The organism is Streptomyces sp. NBC_01363, assembly GCF_026340595.1.
In the GTDB taxonomy this organism is placed as follows: domain Bacteria; phylum Actinomycetota; class Actinomycetes; order Streptomycetales; family Streptomycetaceae; genus Streptomyces.
In genome coordinates this window covers 2,776,805-2,790,546 of sequence record NZ_JAPEPF010000001.1, presented here as the reverse complement: position 1 = coordinate 2,790,546, position 13,742 = coordinate 2,776,805, and the positions used below count along the sequence as shown (strand labels likewise).

Genomic DNA, 13,742 nt, shown 5'->3' with positions numbered 1-13,742 from the left:
TACGGCCCCGCGGGCACCCGCCCGGAGCCGTCCCCCGCTCTCCGGTGGCCGTGTTCCGCCGGGCTCAGCCCGCGTCGACGAGATCGACCAGATCGGCGATCGAGTCGACGACCGTGGACGGCCGGAAGGGGTACTTGTCGATGTCGGCCACCGTGGTGAGACCGGTGAGGACCAGGAAGGTCTGCATCCCCGCCTCCAGTCCGGCCAGCACATCGGTGTCCATCCGGTCGCCGATCATGGCGCTGGACTCGGAGTGGGCGCCGATCGCGTTGAGCCCGGTGCGCATCATCAGCGGGTTGGGCTTGCCCGCGAAGTACGGGGCCTTGCCGGTGGCCTTGGTGATGAGGGCGGCGACGGACCCGGTGGCGGGCAACGGGCCCTCGGCGGACGGGCCGGTCTCGTCGGGGTTGGTGCAGATGAAGCGGGCGCCGCCGTTGATCAGCCGGATCGCCTTGGTGAGCGCCTCGAAGCTGTACGTGCGGGTCTCGCCGAGGACCACGTAGTCGGGTTCGTGGTCGGTGAGGACGTAGCCGATGTCGTGCAGGGCGGTGGTGAGGCCGGCCTCGCCGATGACGTACGCCGTGCCGCCGGGCCGCTGGTCGTCCAGGAACTGGGCGGTGGCCAGGGCGGAGGTCCAGATGTTCTCCACGGGCACGTCCAGGCCCATGCGGTTCAGCCGGGCGTGCAGGTCGCGGGCGGTGTAGATGGAGTTGTTGGTGAGGACCAGGAAGGGCAGCCCCGATTCCCGCAACCGCTTGATGAAGGCGTCCGCCCCGGGGATCGGCGTTCCCTCGTGGATCAGGACTCCGTCCATGTCGGTGAGCCAGGATGAGATCGGCTTGCGCTCTGCCATGTGTGGGACTCCTGCCGTACGCCGTGTGCGGGGACGCCGGCGGCACCGCGTTGTGCAGCGCCGACGCCCCCGATTTTAGGCCGTCCGTTCGACGGGCAGGAACGGCCGGATCACGCGGGCGTGAGTGTCACTCCGTCGATCGCCCAGAACCAGTTGTTGCCGCCGGTGTACCGGAAGCGGAGGGGGCTGACCGAGGTGAGTCCGGCGGCCATCAGCGCGTCGAGATGGGGTGCGTCCGCGTCCTTGCTCCGGTTCAGCAGGGCGCCGTCCAGGCCGATGACCAGGACCTTCGGGGTACGGGCCGCGGCTCGGGCGGTGGTGGTGGCGAGCGGTCCTGCGGCGGCGAGGGCGGCGGCGCTCATGAGGAGAGCACGGCGGGACATGCCTGTGGTCACGGGGTCCTCCGTCGAAGCGGTGGGGGGACGCGTTCAACTCCCCACCTGTAGAAGGGGAGTTGAACGTGGGACTAGACCCGTTATCTTTTCGCGATGATCCGCCGGAGGTCCATACCCCTGCCGTGAATCCTCCGGCAACGGTCAGCTGCCGGTGGCCGACTTCCAGGCTTCGACGTAGGTGTCCAGGTCGGTGCCGATGTCCGACCAGTCGGGCTCGAAGACCTCCACACCGTCCATCAGCTTGGCGAGCTCGATGGCGTTGGCGTCGGTGGCCTCGACGTCCTTGCGGGCGGAGAAGCCGCCGCCGACCGCGCTGACGTCCTTCTGGGCCTGCTCGGAGAGCATGAAGTCGAGCAGCTTCTTGCCGTTGTCGCTGTGCGGGGCCTTGTTCACCAGGCCGGCCGCGTACGGCAGGGCGAAGGTGGTGGACTTGCCGCCCTGCTTCGCGGGGAACCAGATGCCGAGGTTCGGCATGTCCTTGGACTGCGCGAAGTTCATCTGGACGTCGCCGTTGGCGGCGAGCAGCTCGCCCTTGTCGACCTTGGGGGCCAGCTTGCCGGTGGAGGCGGACGGGCCGACGTTGTTGGCCTGGAGCTTCTTCAGGTACGCCATCGCCGGCTCCTTGCCGCCGAAGTCGTGCATGGCCTTGATGAGCACGGCCGTGCCGTCACCGGCGACTCCTGGGGTGGAGTACTGGATCTTGTTCTTGAACTTCCCGTCCAGCAGCTCCTCCCAGGTGGTGGGCGCCGACTTCAGTTCCTTCTTGTTGTAGATGAAGCCGAAGTAGTTGTTGACGACCGAGGTCCACTTGGAGTCGGACGCCTTGTCGGCGCCGTCGACCTGGTCGGAGCCGGCCGGCGCGTACGCGGCGAGGAGGCCCTTGCTGTCTGCCTGCTGGATGAACGGGGGCAGGGTGACCATGACGTCCGCCTGGGTGTTGGACTTCTCGCGGACGGCGCGCTGCACCATCTCGCCGGAGCCGCCCTCCACGTACTTGACCTCGATGCCGGTCTTCTTCTCGAAGTCCTTGAACACCTTGTCGTACCAGCCGTCGCCGTTCTCGCCCTTGAGGCCGTCGGCGCTGTAGACGGTGACGACCTTCTCGTCGGAGGCGGCCGAGGAGCCGCCGCAGGCGGAGAGGGTGGCGGCGAGGGCGAGGCAGCCGGTGACGGCGGCGATGGGCTTGCGGTGGTTCTTGCGCATGGCAGTCGTATCTCCTGGATGTCGGCCGGAAGCCGGCCGGAGTCAGTACGGGGGTGTCGGCGGATCAGCGGTACGAGGCCCTGGTGCGGATCCGGGAGACGCCGAGCAGTACGAGCAGCGTCGTTCCCATCAGGACCACGGCGACGGCCGCTCCGGTGAAGAGCGAGCCACGGTCGGTGGCCGCGAAGATCTGCACCGGGAGCGGTGTCCAGTCCGGCGGGTAGAGCATCATCGTGGCGCTCAACTCGCCCATGGACAGCGCGAAGCAGAGCCCTGCGGCCGCCGTGAGGGACGGCAGCAGGAGCGGCAGCCTGATGCGCCACAGGACGTAACCGGGGCGGGCGCCCAGACTGGCCGCCGCCTGCTCGTACATCGGGTCGAGACGCACTATTGCCGCCGAAACCGACGAATAGGCGAACGCCGTGACAAGAATGGTGTGCGCCAGGATCACGATCCAGCGGGTCCCGTTCAGCAGCATCGGCGGTTTGCTGAACGCGACGAGCACGGCGAGGCCGACGACCACGGACGGCACGGCGACCGGCAGCATGAACAGCGCGTCGAGGAACCTCCTGCCGCGCCTGCGCATCGAGGCGGCGGCGAGCGCGGCCCAGGAGCCGATGGTCAGGGCGAGCAGGCTGGCGCTGACGGCCGTGATCAGGCTGGTGGTCAGCGCCTGGAGGGAGTCGCCGCCGGTCGCCGCCACGTAGTGCTTCGTGGTCGGTCCGGAGGGGAAGGCGCCGGACCAGTTGGTGGTGAACGACGCGGCGAGGATGACCAGCAGTGGCACCGCGAACAGCGGGACGAAGAGCACGAAGAACACGGCCCAGGTGGCCCATTTCCCGGTACGGCTATGCACCAACACGGCGGCTCACCATCCGATACAGGCTGTAGAGACCGACGGAGATCGCGATGTTGACGACGGCGACGACACAGGCCGCCGGGTAGTCGGACTCCAGGATCGCCTTGCTGTAGACGAGCATCGGCAGGGTCGTGACGCCCTTCGCGCCGGTGAAGAGCACGATGCCGAACTCGTTGAGACACATCACCAGGACGAGGCTGCCGCCCGCGGCGAGCGCGGGAAGCGCCTCGGGGAGGATCACCTGCCGCACGATCCGGGCCGGCTTCGCGCCCAGCGAGGACGCCACCTCCAGCTGCGCGCTGTCGAGCTGCGAGAAGGCGGCGAGCAGGGGGCGCATCACGAACGGGGTGAAGTAGGTGATCTCGGCGAGCAGTACGCCCCACGGGGTGGTGAGGAAGTCGAACGGGCCGTTGGCCGCCCCGGTGAGGTCCGTCCAGACGCCGTTGGCCATGCCGACGTTGCCGTAGATGAACAGCAGGGCGAGCGTGATCAGGAACGACGGGAAGGAGAGGAAGACGTCGATGAACTTGGCGACCGCCCGGCCGCCCGGGAAGGGCACGAACGCGATGATCATGGCCAGGACGAAGCCCAGCGCCAGACATCCGACCGTGGAGCCGACCGCCAGCCAGATGGTGGTGGTCAGGGCCGAGCGGAAGGACTCGGAGGCGAAGACGTCGCCGTACGGGGCGATCGAGGTGCCGCCCTCGTCCGGGCTGACGGACTGCTGGACAACGAGGGCCAGCGGGTAGAGGAAGACGAGCGCGAGGACGGCGACGGGCGGCAGCGCCCAGACGAAGCGGGGGATGCGGCAGGCCTCGCGGGCCGGGGCCTGCGGGCCGGTCGCCGGGGGCGTCGCCCCGGACGTGCCGGTTCCGCTGTCGCCGGTGCGCCGGCGGGGCGTCTTCGTCGCCGTGATGCCGGGCGTGACGGGGTGTGCGGTGCTAGCCATCGGCCCCTCCCCCGGCTCCCGGTGCCGCGCCCGCGGGCAGCAGCACCGCGTCCTCGGCCGCGAAGTGCAGCGTGACCTTGTCGCCGAGCGCCGGGGTCTCGCGCAGTTCCTTCAGGTCCGCCTTGACCCGGTGGCCGTCGATGTCGACGTACAGCCGGTGGGTGGAGCCGCGCCACTGGACCTCGGCGATGGTGCCGTTCAGCGCGTTGGGCCCGTCGCCGAGCCCGACCAGGTGGGGCCGGACGCACAGGGTGGCGGTGACCCCGCGGGACACCTCGCCGGTCGGTACGTCGAGGGCGCGTCCGGCGAAGTCGACGGTGTCGGCGCCGTCGGCGACGGTGACCGGCAGCAGGTTCGCGTTGCCGACGAACGAGGCGGTGAACTCGGTACGCGGGCGGCGGTACAGGTCCTGCGGGGTGCCGCAGTCCTGGAGCCTTGCCCGGTCCATGACCGCGATCCGGTCGGCGAGGGTGAGCGCCTCGACCTGGTCGTGGGTGACGTACAGGATGGAGACGTCCGGCAACTCGCGGTGCAGCCGCGCCAGTTCGGCGAGCATTCCGGAGCGCAGCTGGGCGTCGAGGGCGGAGAGCGGTTCGTCGAGCAGCAGGACGCCGGGCCGGATGGCGAGCGCGCGGGCGATGGCGACGCGCTGCTGCTGGCCGCCGGAGAGTTCGCGCGGGTAGCGCTTGGCGTAGGCGGCCATGCCGACGAGTTCGAGGGCCTCGGCGACCCGTTCGGGGATCTCGGCCTTCGCGACCTTGCGGGCCTTGAGCCCGAAGGCGACGTTGTCCTGGACCCGCATGTGCGGGAAGAGGGCGTACTGCTGGACGACCATGCCGATGCCGCGCTTGTGCGGCGGCAGCCCGGTGACGTCGCGGTCGCCGAGGTACACCCGGCCCGAGGCGGGCCGGACGAATCCGGCGACGGCGCGCAGGGCGGTGGTCTTGCCGGACCCGGAGGGGCCCAGCAGGGCCATGACCTCGCCGGGTTCGACGGTCAGATCGAGCCGGTCGAGGACGGTGTTGCCGCCGTATGCGACGCTGACCTGGTCGAACCTGATTCCGCTGCGGACGGACCGCTCTCCGCCCGTCATGCCTCGGCCCGCGCGATCAGGTCCGGGAGCTCGGCGACCGAGCCGAGCACGTGTGTGGCGCCGTTGCGGGTCAGCTGGTCCTTGCCGTGGGCGCCGGTGAGCACCCCCGCGACGATCCCGGCCCCGGAGCGCACGCCGCTGAGCATGTCGAACGAGGTGTCGCCCGCGACCACGATCTGCTGGACGCCGTCGACGGCGCCGGTGCGCAGGAAGGCGGCGAGGACCATGTCCGGGTAGGGGCGGCCACGGCCACCCGCGTCGGCCGGGCAGAGGGTCAGGGCGACCAGGTCCTGCCAGCCGAGCGCGGCCAGGATGGCGTCCTGGGTGGTGCGGGCGAAGCCGGTGGACAGGACCACGGTCCGGCCCTCGCCCTTGAGCCGCTCGATGGCTTCGCGGGCGCCGGGGATCGGCGCGATGCGACCGCCGTCAACCAGTTCCCCGTACGCCTCCTCGAAGGCGGTGTTGGCCCGCTGGGCCCGGTCCTCGTCGCCGAAGAGGTGCCGGAAGACGGAGATCTTGGACTCGCCCATGGTGGCGCGCACGTAGTCGAGCTTCTCGGCGTGGTCGTCGGAGCCGGGCTCGACGCCGAGGCGTTCGGCGGCGGCGGAGAAGGCCTGCTCGACGAGGCCGCCGTCGGCGACGGTGGTGCCGGCCATGTCGAGGACGATCAGGTCGTGGGGGTTGTGCGTGGTCAACTTCTTCACCAGCCCAGTTCGTCGGCGGTCGTTTCGGCAATGGCGGGCGAGCAGGTCATGCCCCGGCCGCCCGGCCCGGTGACCAGCCAGACACCGTCCCGTACCTGCTGGCGGTGGACGACCCGGCCGGTGTCGGTGCACTGGGCGTAGACCCCGGCCCACCGGTGGCGGATCCTCGGCAGCGGGCGGCCGAGGAAGGACTCGACGACCCCGGTGAGGTGCTCGTACGGCTCCTCGACGGTGTCGAAGGAGAAGGGGTGCTCGTACTCGTGGGTGTCGCCGATGGTCAGTCCGCCGTCACGGCGCTGCACCATCAGCAGCTGCATCTTGTGCGCCGCGGCGGTGGGCGCCTGGGCCTGCTCGGCGTTGAGGGCGTCCAGCGCCTCGCTCCGGTACGCCGGGTAGTAGCGGAAGCTGTCCGCGTCGGCGACGGAGGTGGTGAGCGGCTCGCCGAGCGGGTCGGTCTGCATCATCTGGAGGCGGACGCGGCGCACCGGCAGATCGGGGCCGGCCAGTTCGCGGACGAGGCCGCCGAGCCAGGCGCCGGTGGCCAGGATCACGGCGTCGCCGGTGTGCACGTCGCCGTGGTCGTCGCGGACGGAGGCGGTGCCCACCACTTCGCGGACCTCGCGCCCGCCGAGGAAGGTGTACCGGCCGGACTTCAACAGTTCCTGCTTCAGGGCGAGTTGCGCGGTGCGCGGCTCGACCGCGGCGTCCCGCTCGCACCACAGGGCGGCGGCGAAGTCCCCGCGCAGCGCGGGGTTGATCGCGCGGGCCCCGTCGGCCGTGAGCAGCTTGTAGCCGCGGGCCGCCGCGTCGGGGCGGGCGACGGCCGCTTCGGCGACGGTGATCTCCCGCCCGGTACGGAGCGGGGTGAGCGAGCCGCAGGCCCGGAAGCCGAGGCCGGGGACCTGCGCCCCGATGCCCTCCCACAGCTCACGGGCACGCAGCGCGGTCTCCAGCTCCTCGCCGCCGGCCCGGCCACTGACCCATATCTGTCCGAAATTGCGGAGCGATGCCCCGCGCGCCTCGCTCTCGCGCTCGATCTGTACGACCTCGTGGCCGCGGTTCACTGCGTGCCAGGCGTGCATGGTTCCCACCACGCCGGCTCCTACGACGATGACTCTCACGACGGCTACGCTCCTCGGAGCGGGTGGCCCGTACGGATCCGTACAGCAACGGGAGGGTGAACTGGGCCCCAAGCTTGGCCTAGACCCGTTACGTTCTCGTTATCGTGATGAGTCGATCTCCGGAGGCGACCCCGGGGCGGTCGTTCAGTGTCTCCGGGTCTCCGGAAGCGGCCCCGGGCGGTCGTTCAGTGGCCGTCCTGCGGGCCCAGGTGCGCGGTGAAGGAGAACCGGTCGCCGCGGTAGAGGGTCCGTACGCGCTCCAGCGGCTTCCCGGCCGTGTCGCGCGAGATGCGGTGGATCAGCAGCATGGGCAGCGCGGGCGGCGTACCGATGAGCAGCGCCTCGCGCGGCGTCGCGAGCACCGTCTCGATCCGCTCGTCGGCATCACCGAAGGGGATCCCCAGCCGGTCGCGGAGATAGGCGTAGAAGGACGAGTCGGGGTCGAACTCCGTGTCCAGATCCGGTACCCGGGCGACGGAGACGTAGGTGCTCTCCAGGCCGACCCGGTCGTCGTCGGCGAGCAGCACCCGCTCCAGGTGCCAGACCGGCTCGCCGCGCTCCGCCCCGATGTCGACGGCGAGCGCGTCGGGGCAGGGGAAGCGCTCCAGACCGATGAGGTGGCGGCCCGGTGTACGGCCCTGGCGGCGTACGCCTTCCGTGTAACTCGCCAGTGAGAGCGGCTGTTCCAGCTTGGGGCCCGCCACGACGGTGCCACGCCCCTGGCGGGCGAGCCGTCCCTCCAGCAGGAGTTCACGCAGCGCCTGGCGCACCGTCTCACGCGAGACCTCGTAGCGTTCGGCGAGATCGCGTTCGGTGGGCAGCATGCCGCCCTCGCCCAACTCCTCTATGAGGACGGAGACATGAGCCTTGACGGCGTAGTACTTGGGAATACGGCCGTGCTCCGGGATGCCGGAACGGATGGGTGCGCCAGGTGCCTGGTCGTGCGGGTAGTCCACGGCCCGATGGTGACAGACGGACATGAACATCTGTGAACGTCCAGGCGCGGAACAGGCGGTTCAGGGTTGGGCTCGGCGCAGCCGCCGGGCCCGGACCACCATCGCCCCGCCGCCGATCAGGAGCCCGGCGACGGTGAGGCCGGGCGCCGGGATGATGCCCGCGCCGGTCGCGGCCAGCTCCGGGCGACCGCTCTCCGCCGGAGTCCGGCCGGGCTCGGCCGGCCGCCGGGTGCCGTCGGTGGTGCCGGTGGTGTCGGTGCCGTTGGTGGTGTCGGTGCCGTTGGGGGTGTCGGTGCCGTTGGGGGTGTCGGTGCCGTTGGGGGTGTCGGTGCTGGGCCGGGTTCCGTCCGGCAGGTCCTCGCGCGGGGTGTCCCTGGTGCCGCCGACCTCACCGGTCTCGGCCATCTCACCGGTCTCGGCCGTCTCACTGGTCTCGGTGGTCTCGGTGGTCTCGGTGGTCTCGGTGGTCTCACCAGTCTCGGTGGTCTCACCGGTCTCGGTGGTCTCACCTCCGTCGCTGTCGTCGACGACGGTGAAGGGGTAGTCCTCCGACTCGCCGACCCAGGCCCCGTCGTCCTTGCCCGCCTTGCCGGCCGTGCCGCTCACCACGCGCTGCCGCTGGACGACGGCGGCGTTGACGGTGATCCGGCCCGGACGGGTGTCGGAGGTGAACGCCATCCTGACCTGGATGGTGATGGTGCGGCCCGCCGGAACGGTGAAACCGCCGAAGGAGTCGCCGCCCACGCCGCCGAAGACGCCGATGTGCTCGTCCCGGTCGGTGGTCTCCCAGGTGACGCGGTGCTCCGTGCCGGGGCGGGCCTGCTCGGAGAACTTCAGCTGGATCTGGTCGGAGGTCAGCTTCCGGTCCTCGTCGGTGAGGACGAGCACCGGGTGGATGGCCCGGCACGACTCGGTGGTGGTGTTGGTCAGGTCCAGGTACCAGGTTCCGTAGCCGCCGCCGGACGCGTACGTGTCCGGGCCGCCGTGGATGCGGGTGCTGATGGGGAAGTCCTTCGCCGCCGGATCACCGCAGGTGGGCTGCTGGTCGGCGGTGGTGGAGCCGGGCGACGAGACCGGGGTGGCCGAGGATGCGGCGGAGGCGGGCGCGACGGCCGTGCCGCCGAGGACGACGCTCGCCGCGACCAGCCCGAGCGCGAATCCGTGCCGGGTCCTCCCGGGGGGCGGCGGGGGCGAGGGCGAGGGAGGACGCGCCGGGGCGGCGAACACGGGGATGGACGCGGCCGTGGTCACGGGGACGGACGTGGGACTGGCGGTGGGGAAGGACGCCAGGGCCGACGCGGTCCTGGGCATTGCGGTGGGCACGGGGTCGGTGGCGCGGCCGGGCAATGCGGTGGGGACGGGGTCGGCGACGCAGTCGGGCATCGAACCGAGTGCTCGGCCCGGCGCGGAGCCGTCCGCGGTACCGTCCGCGGAACCGGTCGCGGAACCGGCCGGTGCGGCGGGCCCTGAGGGCGTGCCGGACGGAGTGGGGGTCGGGGCGGGGGTGCGGGCGGGGGGCATCGGGGGGATCATCCTTCGCTGCTCGCGAAACGGTCGGCTCACCCCGAGCGCCGGAGTTCACCGGTTCTGGGCCGCGACGCTGTCACGCACGCGCGAGGCGGCCGGCGCCGACATGCCGACGGGCCGCCCGGCCGACCGCCGGAATCCGCCCGATCGGCCCATCCGCCCGCGCCCGCGCCTCCGCCCGGCCCGCCGGCCGGCCCCGCCCGCCGCTCACGCCCCGTCCGCGCCGCCGGCCCGCCCGAACAGGGGGGCCAGGATCAGCTGGGCGGCACCCTCCGCGACCGGCCGGTCCCCTCCCCCGGCGGCGACGACCGGCACCGGCGCGTCGATACCGCCCAGCCCGGCGCGCGCGTCGATCACGGCGCGGACGCCCCGTACGTAGGCGTCGGGATCGGCCGCCACCGTACGTCCGCCGAGCACCACCCGGTCGATGTCGAGCAGCCCCACGAGGTTGGCGGCGCCGGTCCCCAGCACCCGGGCGGCCTCCGCCACATCGCCCCGGGCGACCGCGGCCAGGCAGAGCGCCTCGATGCAGCCGCGTCCGCCGCAGCCGCAGACCGGCCCGTCCAGCTGGACGGTCTGGTGCCCGAACTCACCGGCCGCGGTACGGGCCCCGCGATGCAGCGCCCCGCCGAGGACCAGCCCGGCGCCGAGCCCGGTCCCGAGGTGCAGATACGCGAAGTCGCCGCCGCCCGCAGCCCGCAGGGCGAGCCCGAGGGCGGCGGCGTTGGTGTCCTTGTCGACGACGACCGGCAGCCCGGTCCGTACGGCGAGCGCGTCCCGCAACGGATAGCCGTCCCACTGCGGAAACCCGGTGACTCGGTGCAGCAGCCCGCCCCGGTGGTCGAGCGGGCCCGGCACCGCGACGCCGACCCCGAGCACCTGCCGGTCCCCCGGTCCCGTGCCCCCGCCCCGTACCGCCGCCACCGCGTCCGTCGCCGCCGTGAGCACCTGGTCCGCCGGGGCGCCGAGGTCCAGCGGGGCGGTGCGGCTCGCGGCGACCGTGCCGGACAGGTCGACGAGCACCGTCGTCAGTTCGTCGCGGTCCAGGTGCAGGCCGATCGCGTACCCGGCGTCCGGCACCAGCCGCAGCACGGTGCGCGGCTTGCCTCCGGTGGACGCCCGGTGGCCCGCCTCGGCGGCCAGGCCCTCGGCCCGCAGCCGGGCGGTGATCTTGCTGACGGCCTGGGGCGTGAGCCCCGTGCGCTCGGCGAGTTCGAGCCTGCTGATGCCGCGCGCGCCCGCCACCCGCAGCAGATCCAGCACCAGCGCGGCGTTGTGGCTGCGCAGCGTCGGCAGGTTCGCACCGCTGTTGCTCCTGTTCACCACCCCATTGTCCCTGTCGCTTGCACTATGGCAACAGCGTTGCTTAAGTGGCAGGCATGACTGGCAACGCGACTCACGAGACGCCCGGACCGTCCGACACCCCCCTGCGCGTCGGACTCGTCGGCTACGGCCTGGCGGGTTCCGTCTTCCACGCCCCGCTGATCGCCGCGACCGACGGCCTCGTCCTCGACACGGTCGTCACCTCGGACGAGGAGCGGCGGGCGCAGGCGCGCGCCGAGTTCCCCGGCGTACGGTTCGCCGCGTCGCCGCAGGAGCTGTGGGAGCGTGCGGACGCACTCGATCTGATCGTGATCGCCTCGCCGAACAAGACCCATGTCCCGATCGCGACCGCCGCGCTGGAGGCCGGTCTGCCGGTCGTCGTGGACAAGCCGATCGCCGGTACGGCGGCCGAGGCGCGTGGGCTCGCGGCCCTGGCCGAGGAGCGCGGGCTGCTGCTCTCGGTCTTCCAGAACCGCCGCTGGGACAACGACTTCCGCACCCTCTCCCGCCTGGTCGCGGACGGCGAACTGGGCGAGGTACAGCGCTTCGAGTCCCGCTTCGAGCGGTGGCGCCCGCAGCCGAAGGGCGGCTGGCGCGAGTCGGGCGACCCGCAGGAGATCGGCGGCCTGCTGTACGACCTGGGCAGCCATGTCGTCGACCAGGCGCTCACCCTGTTCGGGCCGGCGGCGCTGGTGTACGCGGAGTCCGACGTACGCCGCCCCGGCGCCGCCGCCGACGACGACACGTTCCTCGCGATCACCCATGTGAACGGGGTCCGCTCGCATCTGTACGTCAGCGCCACGACGGCCCAGCTCGGCCCGCGCTTCCGGGTGCTCGGCCGGAGGGCCGGCTATGTGAAGTACGGGCTCGATCCGCAGGAGGCCGAGCTGCGCGCGGGCGTGCGTCCGACGGCGGACCGGCCGTGGGGCGAGGAGCCCGAGGAGCTGTGGGGCCGGATCGGTTCGGGCGAGTCCCCGCTGACCGGCGGCGGCACCCCGGTCCGCACGCTGCCGGGCGACTATCCCGCGTACTACGCGGCGGTCGCCGACGCGCTGCGCGGAAAGGGCGAGAATCCGGTGAACGCCCTGCAGGCCGCGGCGGCGCTGGATGTTCTGGAAGCGGCCCGCCGCTCGGCCCGCGAGGGCGTCACCGTGAAGCTCTCCGCCTCCGTCGGTGCGGCTTCCACCAGTGCGGCTTCCGCCTCCGCCGATACAGAGGAGCAGCCCGTATGAGCCCCGACGCTCCGACCATCTCCGAGCTCATCGCCCAGGAGCGCCGACTGACGCTGCCGCATTTCGGCTACGACGACGCGTACGCGCTCGGTCACCTGCTCGTCTCGATGGCCCGGAAACGGCACGCCCCGGTCGCGATCGACATCCGCCGCGGCGCACAGCAGATGTTCCATGCCGCGCTGCCGGGGTCGAGCGCGGACAACGACGCCTGGATCGACCGCAAGCGCAAGGTCGTGGAACGGTACGGCGAGAGTTCGTACCTGGTCGGAATGCGGTTCCGGGCGAAGGGGACGACCTTCGACGACTCCTCGCGGCTGAACCCGAGCGTCTATGCCGCGCACGGCGGCTCGTTCCCCATCGCGGTCGAGGGCGCGGGCGTGATCGGCTCGGTCACGGTCTCGGGCCTGCCCCAGGCGGAGGACCACGCCATGGTGGTCGAGGCGCTGGAGCAGTTCGCGACGACGCTCGACGCGTAGGGAAAGACGCGCAGGGAAAGTCGCGTCGAGGGGCGGGGCGGCTGCCGGACCCACCCGGCGACCGCCCCGCCCCCGCCCACCGCGCTACGCGTCCTTGAGCTCCTGCCGCTGCCGCCCCAGCCCGGCGATCTCCAGCTCCACGACGTCCCCGGCCCGCAGATACGGCTTGGGCTCGGGTTGGCCGAGGGCGACCCCGGCTGGCGTCCCGGTGTTGATCACATCGCCCGGGTACAGCGTCATGAAGTGGCTCAGGTACCGGACCACCTCGCCCACCGGGAAGATCTGGTCGGCCGTCGTGCCGTCCTGCTTCAGCTCACCGTTGACCCAGAGCTTCAGCGGCAGCGCCTGCGGGTCGGCGATCTCGTCCGCCGTCACCAGCCACGGCCCCAGCGGGTTGAACGTCTCGCAGTTCTTGCCCTTGTCCCAGGTGCCCCCGCGCTCGATCTGGAACTCGCGCTCGGAGACGTCGTGCGCGGTCGCGTATCCGGCGACGTGCGCCAGCCCCTCCTCGGCGGATTCCAGGTAGCGGGCGGTGCGCCCGATGACGACCGCGAGCTCGACCTCCCAGTCGGTCTTGACGCTGCCGCGCGGCACCAGCACCGTGTCGTCGGGCCCGACGACGGTGTCCGGCGCCTTGAAGAACAGGATCGGCTCGGTGGGGATCGCCGCACCGGTCTCGGTGGCGTGGTCGTGGTAGTTCAGCCCGATGCACACGATCTTGCCGATCCGAGCGAGCGGCGGCCCGACCCGCAGCCCCTCGGCGTCGAGCTCGGGCAGCTCGCCGGGCGCGGTCGCGGCGGCCCGTACCCGGGCGAGCGCCGGCTCGTCGGCGAGCAGGGCGCTGTCGATGTCGGTGACGACTCCCGACAGGTCGCGCAGGGTTCCGCTCTCATCCAGCAGCGCCGGTCGTTCCGCGCCTGCCGTACCCACACGAAGCAGCTTCAACGGTCTGTCTCCCCTTGGTCGTGATCAGGCCCGTCGGATGGGTGGCGGCCATCGCAGGCTTGTCCGATCGTCCAAGACGTCCGATCACTCCGCAAGACCCTGTTCA

General features: G+C 71.9%; 14 protein-coding genes. 2 read left to right on the top strand and 12 right to left on the bottom strand.

The genetic code is table 11. From position 1 onward, the window contains the following. Positions 1–64: 64 nt before the first annotated feature. The 11 genes from OG611_RS12990 to OG611_RS12940 all read right to left on the bottom strand — a co-directional run bounded on the left by OG611_RS12990 (position 65) and on the right by OG611_RS12940 (position 10,983). Entirely contained in the window at positions 65–853 is a 789-nt protein-coding gene (locus OG611_RS12990) for an HAD-IIA family hydrolase (protein WP_266418810.1), read from the bottom strand. A 110-nt stretch (positions 854–963) separates the two neighbouring features. Beyond that, on the bottom strand, positions 964–1,248 hold the full coding sequence (locus OG611_RS12985; RefSeq protein WP_266418808.1) for a hypothetical protein: 285 nt from the start codon (positions 1,246–1,248) through the stop codon (positions 964–966). 141 nt (positions 1,249–1,389) lie between these two features. Then, positions 1,390–2,451, bottom strand: coding sequence for a 2-aminoethylphosphonate ABC transporter substrate-binding protein (locus OG611_RS12980; protein ID WP_266418805.1), 1,062 nt, complete (start codon positions 2,449–2,451; stop codon positions 1,390–1,392). 64 nt (positions 2,452–2,515) lie between these two features. Further along, complete coding sequence (locus OG611_RS12975; protein ID WP_266418803.1) at positions 2,516–3,313, bottom strand: ABC transporter permease; 798 nt, start codon at positions 3,311–3,313, stop codon at positions 2,516–2,518. Beyond that, positions 3,300–4,259 carry a 2-aminoethylphosphonate ABC transporter permease subunit gene (locus OG611_RS12970; protein ID WP_266418801.1) on the bottom strand — a complete coding sequence of 320 codons (960 nt, stop codon included), beginning with the start codon at positions 4,257–4,259 and terminating at the stop codon, positions 3,300–3,302. Before OG611_RS12970 ends, OG611_RS12975 begins: the two co-directional genes overlap by 14 nt. Continuing rightward, entirely contained in the window at positions 4,252–5,352 is a 1,101-nt protein-coding gene (locus OG611_RS12965) for an ABC transporter ATP-binding protein (protein ID WP_266418799.1), read from the bottom strand. The genes OG611_RS12970 and OG611_RS12965 overlap by 8 nt, the downstream gene beginning before the upstream one ends. Beyond that, positions 5,349–6,056: a phosphonatase-like hydrolase gene (locus OG611_RS12960; RefSeq protein WP_266418797.1), complete on the bottom strand. Its 708-nt coding sequence runs from the start codon at positions 6,054–6,056 to the stop codon at positions 5,349–5,351. The genes OG611_RS12965 and OG611_RS12960 overlap by 4 nt, the downstream gene beginning before the upstream one ends. Further along, positions 6,053–7,177 (bottom strand): TIGR03364 family FAD-dependent oxidoreductase, encoded by a 1,125-nt coding sequence (locus OG611_RS12955; RefSeq protein WP_266418794.1) that lies wholly within the window; start codon positions 7,175–7,177, stop codon positions 6,053–6,055. Before OG611_RS12955 ends, OG611_RS12960 begins: the two co-directional genes overlap by 4 nt. A 185-nt stretch (positions 7,178–7,362) precedes the next feature. Further along, entirely contained in the window at positions 7,363–8,133 is a 771-nt protein-coding gene (locus OG611_RS12950) for a GntR family transcriptional regulator (RefSeq protein ID WP_266418792.1), read from the bottom strand. A 60-nt stretch (positions 8,134–8,193) separates the two neighbouring features. Beyond that, positions 8,194–9,654, bottom strand: a complete 1,461-nt coding sequence (locus tag OG611_RS12945; RefSeq protein ID WP_266418790.1) for a peptidase — start codon at positions 9,652–9,654, stop codon at positions 8,194–8,196. Positions 9,655–9,867: 213 nt separating this feature from the next. Beyond that, positions 9,868–10,983, bottom strand: a complete 1,116-nt coding sequence (locus OG611_RS12940) for an ROK family transcriptional regulator (RefSeq protein ID WP_266418788.1) — start codon at positions 10,981–10,983, stop codon at positions 9,868–9,870. Positions 10,984–11,039: 56 nt separating this feature from the next. On the opposite strand from OG611_RS12940, the gene OG611_RS12935 reads away from it, so the two are divergent. Beyond that, the gene (locus OG611_RS12935; protein WP_266418786.1) at positions 11,040–12,215 is read left to right on the top strand and encodes a Gfo/Idh/MocA family oxidoreductase; all 1,176 of its coding nucleotides are present in this window, start codon (positions 11,040–11,042) and stop codon (positions 12,213–12,215) included. After that, positions 12,212–12,691 (top strand): heme-degrading domain-containing protein, encoded by a 480-nt coding sequence (locus tag OG611_RS12930; protein ID WP_266418784.1) that lies wholly within the window; start codon positions 12,212–12,214, stop codon positions 12,689–12,691. Before OG611_RS12935 ends, OG611_RS12930 begins: the two co-directional genes overlap by 4 nt. A gap of 84 nt (positions 12,692–12,775) precedes the next feature. Here the strand turns inward: OG611_RS12930 and OG611_RS12925 are convergent, their stop codons facing one another. Next, entirely contained in the window at positions 12,776–13,636 is an 861-nt protein-coding gene (locus OG611_RS12925; protein WP_266418782.1) for a fumarylacetoacetate hydrolase family protein, read from the bottom strand. Positions 13,637–13,742 lie beyond the last annotated feature (106 nt).

What these genes read in the sequence shown, in the direction of transcription:
- OG611_RS12970 (WP_266418801.1), bottom strand. Translation starts at nt 4,259, where the DNA reads ATGGCTAGCACCGCACACCCCGTCACGCCCGGCATCACGGCGACGAAG.
- OG611_RS12980 (WP_266418805.1), bottom strand. Translation starts at nt 2,451, where the DNA reads ATGCGCAAGAACCACCGCAAGCCCATCGCCGCCGTCACCGGCTGCCTC.
- OG611_RS12990 (WP_266418810.1), bottom strand. Translation starts at nt 853, where the DNA reads ATGGCAGAGCGCAAGCCGATCTCATCCTGGCTCACCGACATGGACGGA.
- OG611_RS12965 (WP_266418799.1), bottom strand. Translation starts at nt 5,352, where the DNA reads ATGACGGGCGGAGAGCGGTCCGTCCGCAGCGGAATCAGGTTCGACCAG.
- OG611_RS12935 (WP_266418786.1), top strand. Translation starts at nt 11,040, where the DNA reads ATGACTGGCAACGCGACTCACGAGACGCCCGGACCGTCCGACACCCCC.
- OG611_RS12945 (WP_266418790.1), bottom strand. Translation starts at nt 9,654, where the DNA reads ATGCCCCCCGCCCGCACCCCCGCCCCGACCCCCACTCCGTCCGGCACG.
- OG611_RS12930 (WP_266418784.1), top strand. Translation starts at nt 12,212, where the DNA reads ATGAGCCCCGACGCTCCGACCATCTCCGAGCTCATCGCCCAGGAGCGC.